Below are 21,621 nucleotides of genomic sequence, written 5' to 3' on the forward strand. Positions count from 1 at the left end.
TCCATCCACCCCCACGGAGGAGCACCATGCGCACACGTCATCTCGTGGGAGCGGCCGTCGCCGCGCTCGCGGTTCCGCTCACCGTCGCCCTGCCGGCGCAGTCGCACGGCTACATCTCCACCCCGCCCAGCCGGGCCGCGCTCTGCGGGGCGGGTACGGTCACCGACTGCGGTGCGATCCGCTGGGAGCCGCAGAGCGTCGAGGGGTCGAAGGGCTTCCCTGGCGCCGGGCCGGCCGACGGCACCATCTGCGCCGGCGGCAACAGCCGGTTCGCCGAGCTGGACGACCCGCGCGGCGGTGCCTGGCCCACCACCAAGGTGGCGGCGGGGCAGCGGCTCACCTTCACCTGGAAGTTCACCGCCCGGCACGCCACCGCGAACTTCAAGTACTACCTGACCAAGGCCGGCTACAACGCCGGCCAGAAGGTCACCCGGGCCGGTCTGGAGCTGACGCCGTTCCTGACCGTCCCGTACAACGGAACCCAGGTGCCGAGCACGCTCAGCCACACCGCGACGATCCCGAGCGGCCGGACCGGGCACCAGGTGGTCGTGGCGGTCTGGGAGATCGCCGACACCGGCAACGCCTTCTACTCCTGCACCGACGTCCTGTTCTGATCAGCGCGCGGCACGCTGGACGCCCCGCGCCGCACGCCGCGAGCGAGCGGTCGGGCGGCCGGAGGACTCCGACCCGGTGACCGGGGTGCACGACCGTCTCCCACGGCGGCCGTGCACCACGGGGCTTCGCCGGGTGCGGCGGTTCTCAGTGGCCGCAGCAGCCGCCGCTGACCCCGCCGCACTGGCAGGGGGCGCCGGACTGGCAGCCGCAGCCGCAGCCCGGACCGCAGCCGCAGCCGGCCGCGAGGACGGGCAGCAGCTTCGGGGCGGGCGGCTCGACGATCTCGTGGGCCGGTGCCGGTCGGGTCGGGTTTGCCTTCATCGCGCTGGAACCCTCCTTGTGACGGGCACACTTCGGTGCCTACGGCATCGAGTGAAACCGCCGATCGGACGGGGCGTCAACGGGCGCGCAGGGGTGGGCGATCCGAGAAGCCGTGCACCCTCACCACCCCTGTTCGAGGTTTACTCACCCCGCGGAGTGAGCGCCGCCGGCCCGTCGGAGCCCCGGCCCGCCATCGGCGGAGCCGGTCCACCCACCCCGACCAGCGGCGACCCACCCGTCCGGGACAGGGCCGGACCACCGCCCGGAGCGGAGACCACGGTGCCCGGAGCGGACACGGCGCCGCCCCCGGCGGCGGGACCGACCCTGCCTCCGGGGGCGCGGTGCCGTACCGGGGTCACTCCCCGGCGGCCTCCGAGGAGGCGATGAACTCGCTCACGTGCTCGCCGGTCACCAGGTACACCACGCGCTTGGCCACCGAGACCGCGTGGTCCGCGAAGCGCTCGTAGTAGCGGCCGACCAGCGTGACGTCGACCGCGGTCTCGATCCCGTGCTGCCAGCGGTCGTCGATCAGGTGCGCGAACAGGTCGCGGTGCAGCGCGTCGATCGCGTCGTCGTCCTGCTCCAGCTCCAGCGCCTTGTCGACGTCCTTGGTGGCGATTACCAGGCCGGCCTTGGCCACCAGCCGCTGGGCGAGCTGGCCCATCTCCAGGACGGTCGCGTGCAGGTCGCGCGGCACCGCCGACTCGGGGTAGCGCAGCCGCGCGACCTTGGCCACGTGCCGGGCCAGGTCGCCGCAGCGCTCCAAGTCGGCGCTCATCCGCAGCGAGGTGACGACGATGCGCAGGTCGGTGGCGACCGGCTGCTGGCGGGCGAGCAGGTCGATCGCCCGGTTCTCCAGCTCGTGGTGCAGGTTGTTGATCCTCTCGTCGGCGGCGATCACGCTCTCCGCCAGCGCCAGGTCCGCGTCGAGGAGCGCGGTGGTGGCCCGGCCCAGGGCCGAGCCGACCAGCCGGGCCATCTCGATCAGGCTGTCGCCGATCGAGTCGAGTTCCTCGTGGTACGCGTCGCGCATGCTCTCTCCTCAGTAGCTGTGTCGGTGGCGGTGCCGACCGGTCATCCCGTACGACCGTCGGTAGGGCGTACGAATGACCGCTGCTGGTGGCGCGCATCGTACGCGCGCACCGGGGACGACGGACAGGCGTTCGATCCACCGTTCCTTCCCACACGGGCTGCGTGACCAACTCTGGGCCGCCCGGGCGACCACGCACGACCCGTGCGGTGAATCGGCAGCTACGTGGAGGTGAATTCTCGGCAACGGGCGGCCGATCCCTTGATCCGACCCTGGAGGAGTGGCCACGTCATGCGCTTAGGCTGGCGGTATGGACGTGAACGTGGCCGCCGCCGCTGCCTGCGCCATAGCCGGGCTCGGCGTCGGCCTCACGGCCTCCATCGCCTTCCGTTGGAGCGAGCGCGAACAGGCCAAGGGCAGATACGGCGGCACCAACGGCAGAACCCGACAGCAGGGGCTCAACAACCCCACCCATGAACCTCCCCTTCCCCCGGGGGTCGACACCGTCCTCTCCGTGCTGCGCTCCTGCGCGATCGTGCTCGGCGAGGGCGACGAGGTGGTCAAGGCCAGCTCCGCGGCGTACGCGATGGGACTGGTGCGCGGCGGCGCGGTCGCCATCGACCAGATGCTCTCGCTGGCCCGGGCCACCCGCCGGGACGGTGAGATCCGCCAGGTCGAGCTGGAGGTGCCCCGCCCCGGCGCGGCGCGGGCCGCCGAGCCGCTCGCGGTGTCGGTCCGGGTCGCCCCGCTGGGCTCCCGGCTGGTCCTGGTCCTGGTCGAGGACCAGACCGACCGCCGCCGGGTCGAGGCGGTCCGCCGCGACTTCGTCGCCAACGTCAGCCACGAACTCAAGACCCCGGTCGGCGCGCTCTCGCTGCTCTCCGAGGCGGTCGCCGACGCGTCCGACGACCCGGAGGCGGTGCAGCGCTTCGCCGGCCGGATGCAGATCGAGGCGACCAGGCTGGCCAGCCTGGTCCAGGAGATCATCGACCTCTCCCGGGTCCAGGACGACCGGCTGATGGTCGACCCGGAGCCGGTCGCGGTGGACGAGCTGATCGCGGAGGCGATCGACCGCTGCCGCCAGCAGGCCGCCGCCAAGCAGATCCTGATCGCGGCCGGCGGCATCGCCGGCCTCTACCTGCACGGCCACCGCGGCCAGCTGGCCGCGGCGCTCGGCAACCTGGTCGAGAACGCCGTGAACTACAGCCCGCCGAGGACCAGGGTCGCGATCGCCACCCGCCGGATCTCCAGTGCCGCCGCCCTCGGCGAGGCCGACGGCGAGCTGATCGAGATCTCGGTGACCGACCAGGGCATCGGCATCTCCGAGAAGGACCGCGAGCGGGTGTTCGAACGGTTCTACCGGGTCGACCCGGCCCGGTCCCGGGCGACCGGCGGCACCGGCCTCGGCCTCTCCATCGTCAAGCACGTGGCCGCCTCGCACGGCGGCACCGTCTCGGTGTGGAGCGTCGAGGGCCAGGGCTCCACCTTCACCGTGCGCCTGCCCGCCGGGCAGGCCCCCGAGGACCACACGCTCCCCGCCGGGGAGTCCGCGCAACCCCTGTCAGACACAACCCCCCAGCTTGCCCCGGAGGCCTGATCGTGACCCGAGTACTGGTGGTCGAGGACGAGGAGTCGTTCAGCGACGCTCTCTCGTACATGCTCCGCAAGGAGGGCTTCGAGGTGGCCATCGCCGCCACCGGCCCCGACGCCCTGGAGCAGTTCGAACGGAACGGCGCCGATCTCGTCCTGCTCGACCTGATGCTGCCGGGCCTGCCCGGCACCGAGGTCTGCCGCCAGCTCCGGGTGCGCTCGAACGTCCCGGTGATCATGGTCACCGCCAAGGACAGCGAGATCGACAAGGTCGTCGGCCTGGAGATAGGTGCGGACGACTACGTGACCAAGCCCTACTCCACCCGTGAGCTGGTGGCCCGGATCCGTGCGGTGCTGCGCCGGCGCGGCGAGGCCGAGGGCCCCGGCGACGGTGGCGGCCCGGGCGCACTGGAGGCGGGCCCGGTCCGGATGGACGTCGACCGCCACGTGGTGACCGTCGACGGCGCCAAGGTCGACCTCCCGCTCAAGGAGTTCGACCTGCTGGAGATGCTGCTGCGCAACGCGGGCCGGGTGCTCACCCGGATGCAGCTGATCGACCGGGTCTGGGGCGCCGACTACGTCGGTGACACCAAGACGCTCGACGTCCACGTGAAGCGACTGCGGGCGAAGATCGAGCCGGACCCGGGCGCGCCGCGCTACCTGGTCACGGTCCGTGGCCTCGGCTACAAGTTCGAGCCGTAGACCGGACGACCCTGAGCCCCCGTGCCGGGGGCGGGTGAGCGGCTCAGTAGAGCGGCCCGCTCCGCCGGCGCGGACCGGGCGGCCCCACGAAGGACCCCTCCGGGCAGCCGCCCGGAGGGGTCCTTCGCGTGCGCGACCGAGCCCGGCCGGCCCTCCGCGTGTCCGCCTCCGCGGTGCCCGGACCCCGCGTTCGCGGGACCGGGCGCCGGAGGCGGTGGGTCAGTGGGAGCCGGCGGTCGGCGAGGCGGTGCCGGCCGGAGTGGCCGCACCGGTGCCGGCCGCGGTACCGGAGGGGGTGGCGGTGCCCGAGGGGGTGGCGGCACCGGCCGAGGCGCTGGGCGAGCCGGCGGCCTTAGACGGCACGGCGGCGGGGGAGGCGGTCGGGCCCCAGCCCTTGTACAGACCCTTGTTCGGGCTGACCGCGGCCTCGGTCGCGACCTTCTCGCCGTTCTTGAAGGCGAAGGCGGTGGGCACGAAGCCACCGACGTGGACGCTGGCCGAGGCGACCTTGGCGGAGGGGTTGCCTTCGCCGCCGATCAGCACGGCGCCGCCGGCCGGGACGACGATGCTGCCCAGCGGGGCGCCCTTCTGGTCGGCGAAGGCGGCGGCCCCGCCGTCGCCCACGACGATGGACTGGAGCTCGACGGGCTCCGTCCCGGTGTTGCTGATGTTCACCGACACGTTGGCCGGACCGGTGTGCTCGCCGGAGGACTCGTCCCCGGTGATGACAACGATGTTGTTCAGCCGGAGGTCGGTGCCGACCGTCGCGTAGGCGTTGTCGGGCTTGATCTCCAGAGTCTCCGCCTTGTTGCCGGCCGAGCAGGACGACAGCGAGGCGATGGCGAGGGCGGCGATGGCGGCGATGCTGCCGACTCGAATGCTGCGGCTCACGGCGGCGGCTTCTCCTAGGTCACATGTCGGGTGGTCAGGCCTCAGATTATCGACCTCGCTTATGCGCTCCTCACGGGGTGGTCCCCGTGTCGCGCTCCGGGAGTCCGCCCGGCGCCCGGACGGCGGCACCCCGCCACGCCCGGAGACGACCGGCGGGGCGGCGTCGGCGGGGCCCCGCGCCCGGCACCGGCACGGCGCGGGCCCGGACGGCGGTACGGCTCCGACCTCGGCCGCGACCCGGCGCCGTACTCGTGGCAACACACCGGCGTGTCCTGGTCAAGTGTCGACCAAGATCGGATCACGATCGGGAAACGGCCCGATAAACGGTGAAATCTCAAGATCCAATCACGGTTTCAGGAGTGTTGCCGCAGGTTTCGGGAGGTACCGGAACCGCCTCCGACCTGCGGGAAGCCCGCACCGAAGGCCGCCCGCAGCACGTCATGGGGGTCCTTGTCAAGCCCCGAGACCGGCCCTGACCTGCGAAAACGCCCTTCGGGTGCGCCGAGAAGCGTGTTATTCTGGAAAGCCACGGAAGGGGTCCTGTCACATGACGTTCAAGGTTGGCGACACGGTGGTCTACCCCCATCACGGGGCCGCGCTGATCGAGGCCATCGAAATTCGCCAGATCAAAGGTGTGGACAAGACCTACCTGGTCCTCAAGGTGCAGCAGGGAGACCTGACGCTCCGGGTGCCCGCCGAGAACGCGGAGTTCGTCGGCGTGCGCGATGTAGTCGGCCAGGAGGGTCTGGACCGGGTCTTCGAGGTGCTTCGCGCACCGTACACCGAAGAGCCGACCAACTGGTCCCGTCGCTACAAGGCAAACCTGGAGAAGCTCGCTTCGGGTGACGTTATCAAGGTCGCCGAGGTTGTGCGCGATCTCTGGCGTCGCGAGCGCGAGCGCGGTCTGTCCGCCGGTGAGAAGCGCATGCTCGCCAAGGCACGCCAGATCCTCGTCAGCGAACTCGCGCTGGCCGAGAACACCAACGAGGACAAGGCGGAGACGCTGCTCGACGAGGTGCTCGCCTCGTAGCGCAGTCGGGCTCGCGCCCACCGCCCACATGTTCACAGCGCCCGATGCCGGCGCGCCGCTCACCGGACGAACCGTCCTGGAGTGGTGCAGTGGCACTTCGGGCGCTGAGGCGTGTCCGGACGACGCCCCCGCACCCGACGCACCCGAGCCGGCCGGCCCCGGGTCCGCATGACCGTTTCTGCGTGTTCTGTGGGCGGGAGACCGTGGAGCTTTTCGGAAGGGGTCCCGCGCGCCCGTCGTGCACGCCATGGCCATACCCACTTCGCCGAAGGAGTGAAACCTGAACGCCACAGGAGCAGTTGCAGCAGCGGTGGTGCCCGCCGCGGGACGCGGTGAGCGACTGGGGCCCGGAGCCCCGAAGGCCCTGCGGGAGCTGGGCGGGGTGCCGCTCCTGGTGCACGCCGTCAGGGCGCTGACCCGCAGCCGGGCGGTCGGGCTGGTCGTGGTCGCGGCGCCGGCCGACGGCGTGGCCGAGGTGGTCGGACTGCTCGACACCCACGGCCTGGACGGCAAGGACATCCGGGTCGTGCCGGGCGGGGCGACCCGCCAGGAGTCGGTCCGGCTGGGCCTCGCCGCGATCCCGGCCGAGGTGGAGATCGTCCTGGTGCACGACGCGGCGCGTCCGCTCGTGCCGGTCGAGGTGGTGGACGCCGTCGCGGCCGCCGTCCGCGGCGGGGCGGAGGCGGTGGTGCCCGCCGTGCCGCTCGCCGACACGGTGAAGCGGGTCGAGCCGCGGCCGGGCGGTCCCGAACCGGTGCTCGACACGCCCGACCGTTCCACCCTGCGGGCCGTGCAGACTCCGCAGGGCTTCCGCCGGGAGACGCTGGCCGAGGTGCACGAGAAGGCGCTCGCCGAGGAGGCCGCCGCGGGGGCCGACGCCCTGCCGGCGGTCACCGACGACGCGGGCCTGGTGGAGCGCTTCGGCGGCCGGGTGGTGGTGGTGCCCGGCCACGAGGAGGCGTTCAAGGTGACCCGTCCACTGGACCTCGTGCTCGCCGAGGCCGTTCTCGCCCGCCGGAGGGCCGCCGATGCCTACTGATCCCACGGCCTCCGGCCCGCGCGCCGAGGACGCGGCGCCGACCGCCCACGCCCCGGCGCCGCCCGCAGCGGACTCGCGGCCGCCGCTGATCCCCCGGGTGGGGATCGGCACAGATGTGCACGCCTTCGAGGCCGGGCGCCCGCTCTGGGTGGCCGGCCTGGAGTGGCCGGGCGCCGAGTACGGCCTGGCCGGGCACTCCGACGCCGACGTGGCCGCGCACGCCTCCTGCGACGCGCTGTTCTCGGCCGCCGGGATCGGGGACCTGGGTGCGCACTTCGGCACCGACCGGCCGGAGTGGTCGGGCGCGTCCGGCGTCCGGCTGCTCGGCGAGGCGGCCCGGCTGGTGCGCGAGGCCGGTTTCGAGATCGGCAACGTCTCCGTCCAGGTGATCGGTGTCCGGCCGAAGATCGGCAAGCGGCGCGCCGAGGCGCAGGCCGCGCTCTCGGCGGCGGTCGGCGCGCCGGTCTCGGTCTCCGGGACGACGACGGACGGCCTCGGCCTCACCGGCCGGGCCGAGGGGCTCGCGGCGATCGCCACCGCGCTGGTGTACGAGCGCCGCTGACCCGGGGGCGCACCAGGAGCGCCGGACAGCGGCAGGGGCGGCCCGGGGGCGGTAGGAGCGGTGGCGGCGGCCGGTAGGCCGTCCGGGTGGTCCGGGCCGGGAATACCCGGCCCGTGACGGGTGTTCAGGAGCCTTGGCCGGTGCCCGAGTCGCTACCGTTCGGAGCGGGCCGAGCGAGGCCCGCCCGCTCACCGCGGGGCGTCCGACGCCGCTTGACGAGAAGAGGTCCCCGATGGCCGCACAGCTCTCCGACCGGGCCAAGGCCCTGATCGACGGCAAGAGCTTCGCCGTGGTCTCCACCATCCAGCCCGACGGCAGCCCCCAGTCCTCGGTGGTCTGGGTCAAGCGGGACGGCGACGACGTCCTCTTCTCCACGGTGGAGGGCCGCCGCAAGCACCTCAACCTGCTGAAGGACCCGCGGATCTCGCTGGTGGTCAACCCGCCGGAGAGCCCCTACTCCTACGTGGAGTTGCGCGGCGAGGCCACCCTCACCCGGGAGGGCGGCAAGGAGCTGATCGACGAGCTGGCGCGCAAGTACCGCGGCGAGGAGTCCTACGGCTACGACGGCCCGGAGGACGTCCGGGTGGTGGTCCGGCTCAGCCCGCGCAAGGTGGTCGGCAACCTCTGAGAGAGCCAGGCGGAGCGGGTGGCTCCGGTAGGCCATGAAGAAGAAACGGCGTAGCCGCGGTATTGACATTCGAGAATGTCGCGGGGCACCCCCTCATGCCCACTACGCTTGACGCTGTGAGCATTCGCCTGTACGACACCAGCACCCGCCAGGTACGCGACTTCGTCCCGCTTGTACCGGGTTGTGTCTCGATCTACCTGTGCGGCGCTACCGTCCAGTCGGCGCCACACATCGGGCACATCCGGTCCGGGCTCAACTTCGACATCATGCAGCGGTGGTTCGCCTACCGCGGCTACCAGGTGACCTTCGCGCGCAACGTCACCGACATCGACGACAAGGTCATCGCCAAGGAGCGCCAGCTCGGTACGCCGTGGTGGCAGATCGCCTACGCCAACGAGCGGGCCTTCAACGACGGCTACGCGGCGCTCGGCTGCCTCCCGCCGACCGTCGAGCCGCGGGCCACCGGGCACATCCCCGAGATGATCGAGATGATGCGGACGCTCATCGCGAAGGGGCACGCCTACGCGTCGGACGGCAACGTCTACTTCGACGTGAAGTCCTTCCCCGGCTACCTGGAACTCTCCAACCAGAAGCTGGAGAACCTGCGCCAGCCCGAGGGCGAGGGCGAGACCGGCAAGCGCGACCCGCGCGACTTCGCGATGTGGAAGTCCGCCAAGGCCGGTGAGCCGAGCTGGGAGACCCCGTGGGGCAGCGGCCGTCCCGGCTGGCACCTGGAGTGCTCCGCGATGGCGCACAAGTACCTGGGCCGGGCCTTCGACATCCACGGCGGCGGGATCGACCTGATCTTCCCGCACCACGAGAACGAGATCGCCCAGTCCAAGGCGTACGGCGACGACTTCGCGAACTTCTGGGTGCACAACGCCTGGGTCACCATGAGCGGCGAGAAGATGAGCAAGTCGCTCGGCAACTCGGTGCTGGTCTCCGAGATGGTCGAGCGCTGGCGTCCGATCGTGCTCCGGTACTACCTGGCGGCCCCGCACTACCGCTCGATGATCGAGTACAGCGAGGAGTCGCTGCGCGAGGCCGAGGCCGGTTTCGGCCGGATCGAGGGCTTCGTCCAGCGCGTGGTCGAGCGCTGCGGCGCGGTCGACGCGGCGCCCGAGGTGCCGCCGGCCTTCGCCGAGGCGATGGACGACGACCTGGGCGTTCCCCAGGCGCTGGCCATCGTGCACACCGCCGTCCGCCAGGGCAACAGCGCCCTCACCGCGGACGACAAGGAGAACGCGGTGGCGCGTCTGGCCGAGGTCCGTGCGATGCTCGGAGTACTGGGCCTCGACCCGCTGGACCCGCAGTGGACCGGGGCCGAGCACGGTGAGGACCTCCACGGGGTCGTCGACTCGCTGGTCAGGCTGGTCCTGGAGCAGCGGCAGGCGGCCCGGACCCGCAAGGACTTCGCCACCGCGGATGCCATCCGTGACCAGCTCGGCGAGGCCGGGCTGGCGATCGAGGACACCCCGTCCGGCCCGCGCTGGACGATCAACAACCAGTAACTCCATCCGAGCGATGGGGTGAGGGTGGGCCGTACCGAACCGGTGCGGCCCTCCCGCATGACGTAGCGCATGTCGTCGGCCGGCACCGGGTTCACGGTGCGGCCGGGCATGCCGGACAGACAGGAAGTACAGCCATGGCCGGCAACAGTGCACGCAGGAACCGCCGCAACCCCGGGTCGAAGAAGGGCGCGAGTGTCGGTACCGGCGGCCACAGCCGGAAGGCGCTCCAGGGCAAGGGCCCGACGCCCCCCGGCGCGGAGCGCAAGGGGCACCCGAAGCAGCGCGCGGCCAACGCCGCGGTCAAGCGCGAGCGGGACGCCAAGGCCCGGGCCGGCATGCGCCGGGCCGGCGGTGGCGGCAAGGGCGGCCGTGGCGGTGCCGGCGCGGCGGAGCTGGTCTTCGGCCGCAACTCGGTGGTCGAGGCCCTGCAGGGCGGGGTGCCGGCCACCGCGCTCTACGTCCTGCAGTTCATCGACACCGACGACCGGGTGCGCGACGCCTTCCAGGCCGCCAACGACCGGGGCATCCCGCTGATGGAGGCCCCGCGCCCGCAGCTGGACCAGATGACCGGCAACATGAACCACCAGGGCCTGGTGCTGCAGGTCCCGCCGTACGAGTACGCGCACCCCGAGGACCTGCTGGCGCAGGCCGCGGACAACGGCGAGGACGCGCTGATCATGGCGCTCGACGGGGTCACCGACTCGCGCAACCTCGGCGCCGTGGTCCGCTCCGCCGCCGCCTTCGGCGCGCACGGCGTGGTCATCCCCGAGCGCCGGGCGGCGGGCATGACCGCCGGTGCCTGGAAGACCTCCTCCGGTGCCGCGGCGCGGCTGCCCGTCGCCCGGGCCACCAACCTGACCCGGACGCTGGAGGCCTACCAGAAGGCCGGCGTGATGGTGGTCGGCCTGGCCGCCGACGGCGAGGCCGAGATCGGTGACCTGGAGGCGCTGGCCGGTCCGGTCGTGATCGTCGCGGGCAGCGAGGGCAAGGGCCTGTCCCGGCTGGTCTCGGAGACCTGTGACATCCGCGTGCGGATCCCGATGCCGGGTGCCACCGAGTCGCTGAACGCCGGCGTCGCCGCGGGCATCGTGCTGTACGAGGCCGCGCGCCTGCGCAGCAAGGTCGGCTGACCCCTCCCGACGCGCGGCCCGGCCGGGCCGTCGTACCGCGGCGGGCCCGACCGGGCCGGCGGGCGGTACGGCAATCCGGCCGGGCCGTTTCCGCGCCCGGGTGAGCCGTTTCGCCGCAGCACAGCGGGGTCGGGCGGCGCAGGAGATCTTCCGGATTCTCCGCAGTCCGCCCGCAATTCGGGTGAAAGCGATCGGGCCCGACCGGGCCCGATCGCTTTTCTCATGATCACTTCAAGTGGGCGCCGGACATCCACTCGGGAGAGTGTCCTAACCGGGTGTCACCCGGTTAGACGGGTGTGGACACCAGAACACCTCGGCGCCCCCTCCTGGGCAACGGCAGCACCGGGATAGACGCGGGCCCCGGCCTCAATACCGTCAAGGTGCCGTCCGACCCCGCGCGCCTCAGCGTCACCCAGGCCAGCTTCCGGCTGCGGCTCGGCACCCCGGTGGCGCCGCTGATCGACGCCCCGGCCGGAGCGCTCTCCACCGGGGCCGCGTTCGGCGACCCGTACGCCGGCCAGGGCCTGATCCGCCGTCCGCTGGTCACCCCGCAGGTGGTCGTGCCCGCCTCGGCCGTACCGGCGCTCGCCGGGGCCGGCGGTGCCGGCGCGCCGCGGCGCAAGGGGCGGGTCACCGCCGTCACCTGGAGCGGCCAGGCGCCCCCCGGGGACCAGGCGGCCACCCGGCTGCTGGAGGCCGTCCGGCTGACCGGCGTGCCCGCGCCGGCCGGGGTCGGCGGGCGCGCCCCGGGCGGCTCCACGGCCGACGACGACACCCGGGTGATCCCGTCGTACGCGGGTGCCCGGACGGTCCCGCGCCAGCCGCGCGAGGGCGCCGGTACCGCCACCGAGGCGGGCGTCGGCCCGGTCGGCGCGCCCCAGGGCTGGACGCCCAGCGGCGAGCTGCCCGAGGTCTCCGCCACCGCCGGTGAGGGCAAGCCGCCGTGGTACCCCGGCCGCCGGGTGGACCTCGGCCTGGTGCTGCTGCCGTTGCGCGCGGTGCTGGGCTCGCTCTCGGTCTACGCCGGGTTCAGCAAGCTCTGCGACCCGGTGTACTTCGACGGCGGCGAGCGCGGCTCGATGATGCGCTGGCTCTCCTCGCTGCACCCCTGGAAGGTCGCCGAACCGCTGCTGTCGTTCGCGATGGCGCACCCGGTGGGCTCGGGGCTGGTGGTCTCGTTCACCGAGATCGTGGTGGGCGTGCTGACCATCCTGGGCCTCTGGCAGCGGCTCGCGGCCGGAGCGGCGATGCTGCTCTCCGCCGCCCTGCTGTTCACCGTCAGCTGGCGGGCCGTGCCGGTCTACGACACGCCCGACCTGATCTTCCTGGCGGCCTGGAGCCCGCTGCTGATCGCCGGAGCGCCGTTCGCCTCGTTGGACGGGCGGCTCAACCTGGAGGCGTGGCGGCGCCACGGCTCGGGCGCGCCGGCGGCACTGCGCCGGCGGGTGCTGCGGCGCGGTGCGGTGGTCACCGCGGTCGTGGTCGGCCTGACCCTGCTGCTCGGGTCGATGCTGGGCGCGGCGGTCCGCACCGGCGGCCGTCCGCACCCGGGGCCGTCCCGGCCGGCGACGGACTACGGCACGCCGGTCTGGCCGAGTGGCGGGCCCTCCGCCACCCCCGGTGGGCAGGGGCCGTCCACCTCGCCCGCGCCCGCGCGGCCGGCCTCGCCGGCGGCCGGCTCGTCCGCGCCGTCGTCCTCGGCGCCGGCCCAGGGCGCGGCCTCGCCGAAGGCCGGGACGCCCACGCCGAGCGGCAAGGCGCGGTCCACCAAGCCGGAGAGCGGTCCGAGTTCGGCCCCGGCGGCGCCGCAGACCGCGGCCCCGGCCGCCTCGGCGCCCGCGTCGCGCAGCACCCCGGCGCCGGGCAACGGCTCGGGGGCGGCGCCCAAGCCGAGCCCGAGCAGCAGCTCCGGCTCGGGGCTGCTCGGCGGCGTGCTGGGCAGCGGGCCGCTGGCCGAGCTGTCCGGCGGCGGGGCCCGGAACTCCCGGCCGGGCTCGCCGACGGCGACCTGACGGGCCGTCGGGCCCTAGGGTCCTAGGGTCCTCGGGCCCTCGGGTCCTCGGGCCCTCGGGAACGACAGGTGGCCGGGTGCTCCGTGGGGGAGCACCCGGCCACCTGTTCGTGGTCCCGGGGCCGGGGGCCGTGGGGCCGCCGCCGGGGTGGGTTACCGGGGCGTGTGGCCGGCTCCGGCGGCGAGTTCCTTGGCCGCCTCGGTGAGGTCCTTCGCGGTGTCGATGGCGCGCCAGTAGACGCCCTGCGGCAGCTGGTACCCCGCCAGGCGCTTGCCGCGCGCGAGTTGGGGGAACGTGGTCCGCTCGTGGTCCCCGACGTCCGGCAGCAGCTCGGCGAACTCCGGGCTGAAGACGTACAGGCCGGCGTTGATCAGGAAGGGCGAGGGCGGCGCCTCGATGAAGTCCAGCACGTTGCCGAACTGGTCCGTCTCCACCGCGCCCCACGGGATGCGCGGACGGGCCAGGGCGAGCGTCGCTACGGCGTCCCGCTCGTGGTGGAAGGCGGCCATGTCGCGCAGGCTGAAGCGGGTCCAGATGTCGCCGTTGGTGGCGTACCAGGGCTCGTCCGGCCGGGGCAGCGCCTTGGCGGCGTACTTCAGACCGCCGCCGCGGCCCAGCGGTTCGGCCTCGACGACGGTGCGGACCTTCAGCGGCAGGTCGGTCCGGTCGAGCCACTCCTCCAGCACGCCGGCCAGGTGACCGCACGAGATGACCACGTCGGTGACGCCCTCGGAGGCGAGCCAGGAGAGCTGGTGCCCGAGGATCGGCGTCCCCGTGCCGGGGATCTCGACCAGCGGCTTCGGCCGGTCGTCCGTGTAGGGCCGCAGCCGGGAGCCCTGGCCGCCGGCCAGGATGACGGCCTGGGTGACGGCCGTCGTGCCGGGCGGGGCCGCCGACGGCTGTGGTGCCTGAGCCGTCTGCGGAGCCTGTGGTGCCTGCGGTGCCTGCGGTGCCTGGGCGGACGTGAGGTCGGCGGCGGAGCCGGAGTCAGCGGTCATGCCTGCACAATAGGGCGGCCGCCGGGGCGTGGCACCCCTAGGCGGCGACCCCGGAGGCGAACGAGCCGTCACAGACCGGCCGGGCGAAGGACCGGGCGCGCTGGACGTCCCCCTGGTACTTGCGCACGGCCGCCTTGCCGAGCTCACCGGCGAGCGAGGTGCAGTACGGCGTCAGGGCCGGCTGCTCGCGCATCGAGCGCTCCAGCAGGTCCAGCGCGCTGCCCGGGTTGTGCGCGCGCAACTCCTCCAGCAGGGCCACGCGCAGGGCGTCCTGCGGAGCCAGGCCCTCCGGGGCCTTGGCCGCGGGCACCCGGCCGATGCCGGCGCCGTCCTCGCTGGAGGCTGCCACGACCTGCTGGTCCAGCCCGGTCGGCGGAGCCCACGGCACCCTGGTCACGGCGAGGGTGCCGGTGGTCACCAGGACCACGGGCAGGGTCAGGGCGATGGTCTGGCCGATTCGGCGAACTAGCTGCTTCACGCTCAGGAGAGTAGCGCTGGGTGGGGCCCGGATCGCCCTCCGTTACACCATCGAGTGACGTGGTGTCCGGGTTCGTCCCTTCACCGTGTTGACGCGGGTGGTGCGGACGGCCGAACGACGGCGGAGCCCCGCCGGACCACGCGGTCCGGCGGGGCTCCGCCCGGGTCGTTCGCCGCCGCGAGCGTCAGTTGCTCAGGCGGGCACCGCTGCTGGTGGAGAACACGTGGGTCTCGTTGGCGATCGGCACGACGTGGATGGTCTCGCCGCGCTGCGGGATCTGGCGGCCGTGCACGCGCACGACCAGGTCCTTGTCCTCGCCGCCGAGCTTGGTGGTGCCGTAGACGAAGCCGTCCGAGCCGAGCTCCTCGACCACGTTGACGGTCACGGCGACGCCCTCGATGCCGCCGGCCGGGACGATCTCGAAGTGCTCCGGGCGGACGCCGACGGTCACCGACTTGTCGGTGCCGGCGCCGGAGAGGTCCTCGCGGGAGATGTTGACGATCGAGCCGCCGAACTTCACCCCGCCGTCCACCAGCGGCACGTCGATCAGGTTCATCGCGGGCGAGCCGATGAAGCCGGCCACGAAGAGGTTGGCGGGCCGGTCGTACATGTTGCGCGGGGTGTCGACCTGCTGCAGCACGCCGCCCTTGAGCACCGCGACGCGGTCGCCCATGGTGAGCGCCTCGGTCTGGTCGTGGGTGACGTACACGGTGGTGATGCCCAGGCGGCGCTGCAGGCCCGCGATCTGGGTGCGGGTGGAGACGCGGAGCTTGGCGTCGAGGTTCGACAGCGGCTCGTCCATCAGGAAGACCTGCGGCTCGCGGACGATCGCGCGGCCCATCGCGACACGCTGGCGCTGACCGCCGGAGAGCGCCTTCGGCTTGCGGTCCAGGTACTCGGTGAGGTCGAGGATCTTCGCGGCCTCTTCGACCTTGGTGCGGATCTCGGTCTTGTTGACGCCCGCGATCTTGAGCGCGAAGCCCATGTTCTCCGCGACGGTCATGTGCGGGTAGAGCGCGTAGTTCTGGAACACCATGGCGATGTCCCGGTCCTTCGGCGGCAGGTGCGTGACGTCGCGGTCACCGATGCGGATCGCGCCGGCGTTCACGTCCTCCAGGCCGGCCAGCATCCGGAGGCTGGTGGACTTGCCACAGCCGGAGGGGCCGACCAGGACGAGGAACTCACCGTCCGCGATCTCCAGGTCCAGCGCGTCCACGGAGGGCTTGTCGGACCCGGGGTAGACACGGGTCGCCTTGTCGTACGTCACAGAAGCCATGGCTGTGCTCTCCTTCACCGGCAGGAACGTGCCGGACGATCCGAGTAAAGGTGGATGTCGTGCGCGGGCCCGCTCCTGGTCCGAACCACGGCGCGGGTCAACTCCGGGCGACGCTACCTGCGCCTACGCCGCTTGTCAGCCCCCGGACCCCTGGAATTCGGCATCGGTTCCATCACGCCCGCCCCACCCGCGATCCCCCGGATATGCCACCACCGCCCCACGGCCGCCCGGTAGACTGCCCCCGGTGCCGCCGTGACCTCGTCGCGGACGGTCACCATGCCTCCTTAGCTCAGCTGGCCAGAGCACCGCTCTTGTAAAGCGGGGGTCGTCGGTTCGAACCCGACAGGGGGCTCGGTGCTCGAAGGGCCGGTCGGGCCGGGGTGATCCCGGGCGGGCCGGCCCTTCGTCGTCGTGGGGCGGGAGGTGCGGCCGCCCCGGCCGTCAGGCGCCCAGCTCCTCCACATACCCCCGCCGTCCCCGGCCGGGTCGCCTGACGCCTGGTCAGCGCGTCTGTGGCGCAATGGCCGTGAACGCCGCCGGTCGGCCATGGGGCGGTCGCGGGTCGCGGGCGAGGAGGGGCTCCCGAGCCCCTCGCGCGAGGTGGACGGGTGCGTCGCGGAGCGTGGCCGGCCGGGCCCGGAGGGGCACCCGCGGTCGTGCGGCGGGCACGGGCGCCGGAGCGGTCGTACGGTGGAGGGGCGGGGGCGAACGGAGGAGGTTGGCCATGCCCGGTTCTCTCACCATCAGCCACCACGAGGCGGCGGTCGCCCTCGATCACGCGGATGCCAAGCGCCTCGCCACGGTGCTGGAGGAGCTCGCGTACCTGCTGGAGATCCCGGGGCCGAACCGGATCAACGAAGCGCAGCTCGACGCCCTGTGCGAGGGCCGGGCGGCCGACCGGACCGAGCTGTCCCGGTGGTCGCGCGGCATCACCGCCGAGCTGAAGGGGCGGCTCTAGGGACGGTCCGGCCGGGCCGGGCGGACCCGCCGTACGATGGCGAGCGGGGCGGGTGGTCCTCGCGCGCCCCGCGGGTACCGGCGTCGCCGGTGGCCGGCCCGACGGAGGAGGGCGGGGGCCCGAGCGTGCCGCAGTCCGTGTCACAGCCCACGGCGATGTCCTGGATGACGGTGGAGACGCCGCTGCCGAGCGGTCCGATGCACATCGCGGTGACGCCGCTGGGAGTGGCCGCCGCGGGCTACCTGGGGCAGCCGGGCGAGCGGCCGCCGTGCACCGACCGGTCGAAGATCGACGCGGTCACCGGGCGGATAGCCGAGTACCTGGCGGGCGGGCGGCGGGAGTTGGGGCTGCCCATCGACTGGAGCCTGAGCACCGGACCGCATCGCGCGGTGCTGCGGACGCTCTGGCACGAGGTGCCGTTCGGGCGGACCATCACCTACGGCGAACTGGCGGCCCGCAGCGGGGTGTTCGAGGGTGTCACGGAGCCGGGACTGGCGGCCAGGACGGTCGGGCAGATGATGGCGGCCAATCCGGTCGCGCTGCTGGTGCCGTGCCACCGCGTGGTGGCGGCGGACGGCATCGGCGGATTCGGCGGCGGCCGGGTCGGGATCGACGTCAAGCGCTGGCTGCTCACCCTGGAGGGCGTGCTGGAGCCGACGCTGGACTGGGACGGCCCGCTGTAGCGGGGCCGGGCGGAGCACGGGCGGCGACCGGGGCGTTGGCCGCCGGCGGGGTGGCGCCGGCGGCGGTTCGCGGGTGTCGGTACGGGTGTCAGTGCACGAGTTCGACCGCGGCCGGACCGCGGTCGAACGAACCCTGGCGCGGCAGGACCGGCTGGATCCCGGAGACCAGGGTGTAGTCGATCCCGGCCGGATCCCCGGTGGGCACGGTGTCCGGCCGCTCGCCGAGCGCCAACTGCACCGCGTTCCACGGCAGGTTGAGGCCGCACAGGCGCAGCTGGTGCAGACCTCCGGAGGGGCGGGTGTTGACGTCGATGACCACCGGCTCCCCGGCCAGGTGGCGGAACTGCACGTTGGACAGGAAGGACATCCCGACGGACTCGATCAGCCGGCGGGTGGGCTCCAGGTACCGCGGCGCGGTGGTGAAGCTCCGGCGGCGCCGGAGCTTGCTGCGGCCGACCGCGGCGAGCAGGGTGCCGTCGCGGTCGCCGAGGCAGTCGACCGATATCTCGGGACCCTCCAGGTAGGGCATCACCAGCAGGTCGGCCGGCTCGTCGGCGGCCGCCAGCGCGGCGGCCACCTGGTCGACCTGGACCCGGCTGTCCCAGCCGGCCAGCCGGTGCAGGCCGAAGGGCTCGCGGGTGAGCATCCGGAAGCCCTCGCCGCCGGCGCCGGAAGCGGGCTTGAGGCAGGCGGTGAGCCCGGCGGACTCGATCCGGTCGACGGCGGCGAGCAGGTCGTCGGCGCTCCGGACCAGCCACCACGGCGGCGTGGGCAGCCCGGCGGCGGCGATCGCCGCGTAGCCGTCGGCCTTGCTGTCGAAGGCCGCGATGGCGGTGGCGGGCGGGCAGACGAGGGCGGTGCCGATCGCCTCGAACTCCTGGTGGTGCAGCGAGATCGCGAGCTGGTTGAGCCGGGGCAGGAAGACGTCGATCGCGTGGCGGGCGCAGTAGTCGAGCGCGTAGGCGACGTAGGCGTCCGGGGGGAGGTCGCCCGGTTCCAGGGTGGCGTGGTCGGCGGCGGCGAGCACCGGGGAGTCGGCGTCGACGTGGGTCGCGTGGATCCGGACGGGGCGCGGCGCGGCGCGCAACTGTTCGATGAAGAAGACGTTCTCGGCGTAGGTGCGGTTGAGCCAGACACGTACGGGGGCACTCATGAACGCCTCCCAGGGCAGGGGTGAACGAGGGGGAGGGCATCCGGTGCGGCCACTCGTTCGTCACTGGCCCCGTGGCCCTTGAGGCGCACCTTAGCGGCCCGGCTCGCCGGGGTGGACGGCGGGTGGGCCGGTGCCCGGGGCGGGGTCCGGCCGGGGGTCGGCCAGGGGTCGGCCGCGGGTGGCGTCGGGGTGCGGCCGGGGTCCGGAAGGAGGGGTTCGACCGCGTTCGAATAGGGATCGAACTGAAATAGATCAGGTGATCTAGTGGTCCTATTTGTTCGGTTATCCCGACCACTCGAAAGAGTGATTGTGGAAGCCTTCGAATGGGCCCATCATGATTCTTGCAAGGCGACACTTCATCGGGTATGCGAAAGGCTCCCTATGTCGACCGAAACCAACGTCGGTATTCCTGCGCCGGGCGGTACGCCGCAATCCGGTTCGCAGCAGAGCCTCGGTACGGCCGGCGCGAGGAACCTCGCGACGACCACCAAGTCCGCGCCGCAGATGCAGGGCATCAGCCCGCGCTGGCTGCTCAGGATGCTGCCGTGGGTCCAGGTCTCCGGCGGTACCTACCGGGTCAACCGGCGCCTGCGGTACGCGGTCGGCCGCGGCCGGGTGAGTGTCGTCCAGACGGGCTCCGAGGTGAGGATCGTCCCACCCACCCTGCGCGAGGTGCCGGTGCTGCGCGGGTTCGAGGACGACGCGGTGCTGGAGGCGCTGGCCGGTCGCTTCGTCCAACGCGATTTCTCCGCCGGTGAGGTCCTGGTCACGGCGGGGACGCCGATCGACGAGGTCCTCATCATCGCGCACGGCAAGCTCGACCGGTGGGGAACGGGCAAGTACGGCGAAGAGGTGGTGCTCGGCTCCCTCGCCGACGGCGACCACCTGGGCGACGAGGTGCTCCAGCGCGAGGACGGCAGCTGGCCGTACGCGGTGAAGGCCGCCACCGCGGGCACGCTGCTGGCGCTCTCCTGGCCGTCGTTCCAGGAGCTCGCGGAGCGTTCCGAGGCACTGCAGCTGCAGATCATGGACTACCTGGCGGGCTTCCAGCAGGCGCAGAACAAGCACGGCGAGGCGGCGATCGAGCTCTCCGCCGGGCACCACGGCGAGTACGAGCTGCCCGGCGCCTTCGTGGACTACGAGCTGAAGCCGCGCGAGTACGAGCTGAGCGTCGCCCAGACGGTGCTGAAGGTGCACAGCCGGGTCGCCGACCTCTACAACCAGCCGATGAACCAGACCGAGCACCAGCTCCGGCTGACCATCGAGGCGCTGCGCGAGCGCCAGGAGGCCGAGCTGATCAACAACCCGGAGTTCGGGCTCCTGCGGAACGCCGCGTACGAGCAGCGGATCCAGACCCACTCCGGCCCGCCCACCCCGGACGACATGGACGAGCTGCTGAGCCGGCGCCGCGGCACCAAGATGTTCCTCGCCCACCCCAAGGCGATCGCCGCCATCGGCCGGGAGTGCAACCGCCGCGGCCTCTACCCGGACACCGTCGAGGTCCAGGGCAAGCCGGTGTTCGCCTGGCGGGGGGTGCCGGTCTTCCCGTGCAACAAGATCCCGGTCGTCGGTGGTCACACCAGCTCGATCCTCGCGCTGCGCACCGGCGAGGACAATCAGGGTGTCATCGGGCTGCACCAGACCGGAATTCCCGATGAATACCAGCCGAGCCTCTCGGTGCGGTTCATGGGGATCAGCGAGAAGGCCGTCATTTCCTATCTCGTCAGCGCCTACTACTCCGCCGCCATTCTGGTGCCCGACGCGGTGGGCGTGCTGGAGAACGTCGACGTCGCGCACCACCACGACTGACCGGGGTCGATCGGCATCGCGCCGACCGGCCGGTCGCGGGGGTCCCGCGGCCGGCCGGACGGCGCCCACCATCAGGGGGAGGAACCCATGGGAAGTTTCACGTTGGAGCGGGAGCACCGGGAGGGCCACGAGGCGGAGGACGTGCTCGCCCGCACCCGTGGTCTGGTCGATCCGGTCCTGCGCGCCGCGGTCGACTCGCTGCCCGGCTCGATGCGCAAGGTGGCCGGCTACCACTTCGGCTGGTGGGAGGCCGACGGCTCACCGGCCGCCGCACCCTCCGGCAAGGCGATCAGGCCGGCCATGGTCCTGGCCGCCACCCAGGCGCTCGGCGGCACCACGGTGACCGCGACCGCGGCGGCGGCGGCCGTCGAGCTCGTCCACAACTTCACCCTGCTCCACGACGACGTCATCGACCGTGACGAGACCAGGCGCCACCGCCCCACCGCCTGGCGGGTGTTCGGCACGACCGAGGCCATCCTGGCGGGCGACGCCATGCACTCGCTGGCGCTGCGCCTCCTCGCGGAGGACACCCACCCGGCCGCGCAGGGCGCGATCCGCCGGCTCACCGACTGCGTGGTCGAACTCTGCGAGGGCCAGCAGATCGACTGCGCCTTCGAGCAGCGCAGTGACGTTTCGCTCGCCGAGTGCCTGGCGATGGCGGAGGCGAAGACGGGTGCGCTGCTCGGGGCCGCCTGCGCGATGGGCGCGCAGTACGCGGGCGCCTCGGAGGAGGCGGCGCAGGCGATGGACGGCTTCGGCCGGGAGATCGGCCTGGCGTTCCAGCTCATCGACGATCTGATCGGGATCTGGGGGGATCCCGCCGTCACCGGCAAGCCGGTCGGGGCGGACTTGGTGGCACGCAAGAAGTCCCTGCCGGTGGTGGCGGCGCTCGGCTCCGACACACCCGACGGGCGGGCGCTGGCCGAGCTGTACGCGCTCGCGCGTCCGCTCAGCCCGGAGGAGTTGAGCCGTTGCGCGGCCGCGGTGGAGGGTGCGGGCGGCCGGGGCTGGGCGCAGGGGGAGTCGTGCGAGCGGATGGCCGCCGCGCTCGGCCAGTTGGCGACGGCGGTGCCCGAGCCGTCCGCGGCCGACGAACTGCTGGCGCTCGCCGAGTTGGTCACCCGGCGGACGCACTGACCGGGGGTCCGTCGGCCGCGGCGCACGGTCCGGTCCGCGCCGCCCGGCGCGCGTGCCGGTTCCTGCCG

General features: G+C 73.0%; 21 protein-coding genes and 1 tRNA gene. 15 read left to right on the plus strand and 7 right to left on the minus strand.

Annotated elements, in window-relative coordinates; translation table 11 throughout:
* Positions 1–26 precede the first annotated feature (26 nt).
* On the plus strand, positions 27–614 hold the full coding sequence (locus tag ACZ34W_RS12365; RefSeq protein WP_352286093.1) for a lytic polysaccharide monooxygenase: 588 nt from the start codon (positions 27–29) through the stop codon (positions 612–614).
* 145 nt (positions 615–759) lie between these two features.
* On the opposite strand, the gene ACZ34W_RS12370 is transcribed toward ACZ34W_RS12365, so the two are convergent.
* Together ACZ34W_RS12370 and phoU are read right to left on the minus strand one after the other, a co-directional pair.
* Entirely contained in the window at positions 760–936 is a 177-nt protein-coding gene (locus ACZ34W_RS12370; protein WP_329488390.1) for a hypothetical protein, read from the minus strand.
* A 355-nt stretch (positions 937–1,291) separates the two neighbouring features.
* Positions 1,292–1,969, minus strand: coding sequence for a phosphate signaling complex protein PhoU (phoU, locus tag ACZ34W_RS12375; RefSeq protein ID WP_329488389.1), 678 nt, complete (start codon positions 1,967–1,969; stop codon positions 1,292–1,294).
* A 307-nt stretch (positions 1,970–2,276) separates the two neighbouring features.
* On the opposite strand from phoU, the gene ACZ34W_RS12380 reads away from it, so the two are divergent.
* Both ACZ34W_RS12380 and phoP read left to right on the plus strand, forming a co-directional pair.
* On the plus strand, positions 2,277–3,563 hold the full coding sequence (locus tag ACZ34W_RS12380; protein ID WP_329488388.1) for a sensor histidine kinase: 1,287 nt from the start codon (positions 2,277–2,279) through the stop codon (positions 3,561–3,563).
* Between the two features lie 2 nt (positions 3,564–3,565).
* Positions 3,566–4,258: a two-component system response regulator PhoP gene (gene phoP, locus ACZ34W_RS12385; RefSeq protein WP_238863613.1), complete on the plus strand. Its 693-nt coding sequence runs from the start codon at positions 3,566–3,568 to the stop codon at positions 4,256–4,258.
* Positions 4,259–4,477: 219 nt separating this feature from the next.
* On the opposite strand, the gene ACZ34W_RS12390 is transcribed toward phoP, so the two are convergent.
* On the minus strand, positions 4,478–5,149 hold the full coding sequence (locus ACZ34W_RS12390; protein WP_380383279.1) for a DUF461 domain-containing protein: 672 nt from the start codon (positions 5,147–5,149) through the stop codon (positions 4,478–4,480).
* 547 nt (positions 5,150–5,696) lie between these two features.
* On the opposite strand from ACZ34W_RS12390, the gene ACZ34W_RS12395 reads away from it, so the two are divergent.
* From ACZ34W_RS12395 to ACZ34W_RS12425, 7 genes are all read left to right on the plus strand, one after another.
* Positions 5,697–6,179, plus strand: a complete 483-nt coding sequence (locus ACZ34W_RS12395; RefSeq protein WP_030244332.1) for a CarD family transcriptional regulator — start codon at positions 5,697–5,699, stop codon at positions 6,177–6,179.
* Between the two features lie 280 nt (positions 6,180–6,459).
* Entirely contained in the window at positions 6,460–7,218 is a 759-nt protein-coding gene (gene ispD / locus ACZ34W_RS12400; protein ID WP_329492152.1) for a 2-C-methyl-D-erythritol 4-phosphate cytidylyltransferase, read from the plus strand.
* Positions 7,208–7,780, plus strand: coding sequence for a 2-C-methyl-D-erythritol 2,4-cyclodiphosphate synthase (gene ispF, locus ACZ34W_RS12405; protein WP_329488384.1), 573 nt, complete (start codon positions 7,208–7,210; stop codon positions 7,778–7,780). Before ispD ends, ispF begins: the two co-directional genes overlap by 11 nt.
* A gap of 232 nt (positions 7,781–8,012) precedes the next feature.
* Positions 8,013–8,408, plus strand: a complete 396-nt coding sequence (locus tag ACZ34W_RS12410) for a PPOX class F420-dependent oxidoreductase (RefSeq protein WP_329488383.1) — start codon at positions 8,013–8,015, stop codon at positions 8,406–8,408.
* 116 nt (positions 8,409–8,524) lie between these two features.
* Entirely contained in the window at positions 8,525–9,919 is a 1,395-nt protein-coding gene (gene cysS / locus ACZ34W_RS12415) for a cysteine--tRNA ligase (protein WP_352286098.1), read from the plus strand.
* Positions 9,920–10,053: 134 nt separating this feature from the next.
* Complete coding sequence (gene rlmB, locus ACZ34W_RS12420) at positions 10,054–11,049, plus strand: 23S rRNA (guanosine(2251)-2'-O)-methyltransferase RlmB (protein WP_352286100.1); 996 nt, start codon at positions 10,054–10,056, stop codon at positions 11,047–11,049.
* A 380-nt stretch (positions 11,050–11,429) separates the two neighbouring features.
* Complete coding sequence (locus tag ACZ34W_RS12425) at positions 11,430–13,061, plus strand: DoxX family membrane protein (protein WP_465603529.1); 1,632 nt, start codon at positions 11,430–11,432, stop codon at positions 13,059–13,061.
* 152 nt (positions 13,062–13,213) lie between these two features.
* Here ACZ34W_RS12425 and ACZ34W_RS12430 read toward each other — a convergent pair whose 3' ends face one another.
* The 3 genes from ACZ34W_RS12430 to ACZ34W_RS12440 all read right to left on the minus strand — a co-directional run bounded on the left by ACZ34W_RS12430 (position 13,214) and on the right by ACZ34W_RS12440 (position 15,813).
* On the minus strand, positions 13,214–14,059 hold the full coding sequence (locus tag ACZ34W_RS12430; RefSeq protein ID WP_465603531.1) for a nucleotidyltransferase family protein: 846 nt from the start codon (positions 14,057–14,059) through the stop codon (positions 13,214–13,216).
* Positions 14,060–14,096: 37 nt separating this feature from the next.
* Positions 14,097–14,537: a hypothetical protein gene (locus tag ACZ34W_RS12435; RefSeq protein WP_329488377.1), complete on the minus strand. Its 441-nt coding sequence runs from the start codon at positions 14,535–14,537 to the stop codon at positions 14,097–14,099.
* A 184-nt stretch (positions 14,538–14,721) separates the two neighbouring features.
* Positions 14,722–15,813, minus strand: a complete 1,092-nt coding sequence (locus ACZ34W_RS12440; RefSeq protein ID WP_329488376.1) for an ABC transporter ATP-binding protein — start codon at positions 15,811–15,813, stop codon at positions 14,722–14,724.
* A 278-nt stretch (positions 15,814–16,091) separates the two neighbouring features.
* Here ACZ34W_RS12440 and ACZ34W_RS12445 point away from each other — a divergent pair.
* The 3 genes from ACZ34W_RS12445 (at position 16,092) to ACZ34W_RS12455 (ending at position 17,454) form a co-directional block, all read left to right on the plus strand.
* A tRNA-Thr gene (locus tag ACZ34W_RS12445) sits at positions 16,092–16,165 on the plus strand.
* A 372-nt stretch (positions 16,166–16,537) separates the two neighbouring features.
* Positions 16,538–16,771, plus strand: a complete 234-nt coding sequence (locus tag ACZ34W_RS12450) for a hypothetical protein (RefSeq protein ID WP_465603533.1) — start codon at positions 16,538–16,540, stop codon at positions 16,769–16,771.
* Between the two features lie 137 nt (positions 16,772–16,908).
* Positions 16,909–17,454 carry a methylated-DNA--[protein]-cysteine S-methyltransferase gene (locus ACZ34W_RS12455; RefSeq protein ID WP_329488373.1) on the plus strand — a complete coding sequence of 182 codons (546 nt, stop codon included), beginning with the start codon at positions 16,909–16,911 and terminating at the stop codon, positions 17,452–17,454.
* Between the two features lie 88 nt (positions 17,455–17,542).
* On the opposite strand, the gene ACZ34W_RS12460 is transcribed toward ACZ34W_RS12455, so the two are convergent.
* Positions 17,543–18,607, minus strand: a complete 1,065-nt coding sequence (locus ACZ34W_RS12460) for an ATP-grasp domain-containing protein (RefSeq protein ID WP_465603535.1) — start codon at positions 18,605–18,607, stop codon at positions 17,543–17,545.
* A 381-nt stretch (positions 18,608–18,988) separates the two neighbouring features.
* Between ACZ34W_RS12460 and ACZ34W_RS12465 the strand changes: the two genes are divergently transcribed.
* Positions 18,989–20,416 carry a family 2B encapsulin nanocompartment shell protein gene (locus tag ACZ34W_RS12465; RefSeq protein WP_329488371.1) on the plus strand — a complete coding sequence of 476 codons (1,428 nt, stop codon included), beginning with the start codon at positions 18,989–18,991 and terminating at the stop codon, positions 20,414–20,416.
* An 87-nt stretch (positions 20,417–20,503) separates the two neighbouring features.
* On the plus strand, positions 20,504–21,553 hold the full coding sequence (locus ACZ34W_RS12470; RefSeq protein WP_352286110.1) for a family 2 encapsulin nanocompartment cargo protein polyprenyl transferase: 1,050 nt from the start codon (positions 20,504–20,506) through the stop codon (positions 21,551–21,553).
* Positions 21,554–21,621: the final 68 nt, after the last annotated feature.

This window comes from Kitasatospora sp. NPDC022856, assembly GCF_055561235.1.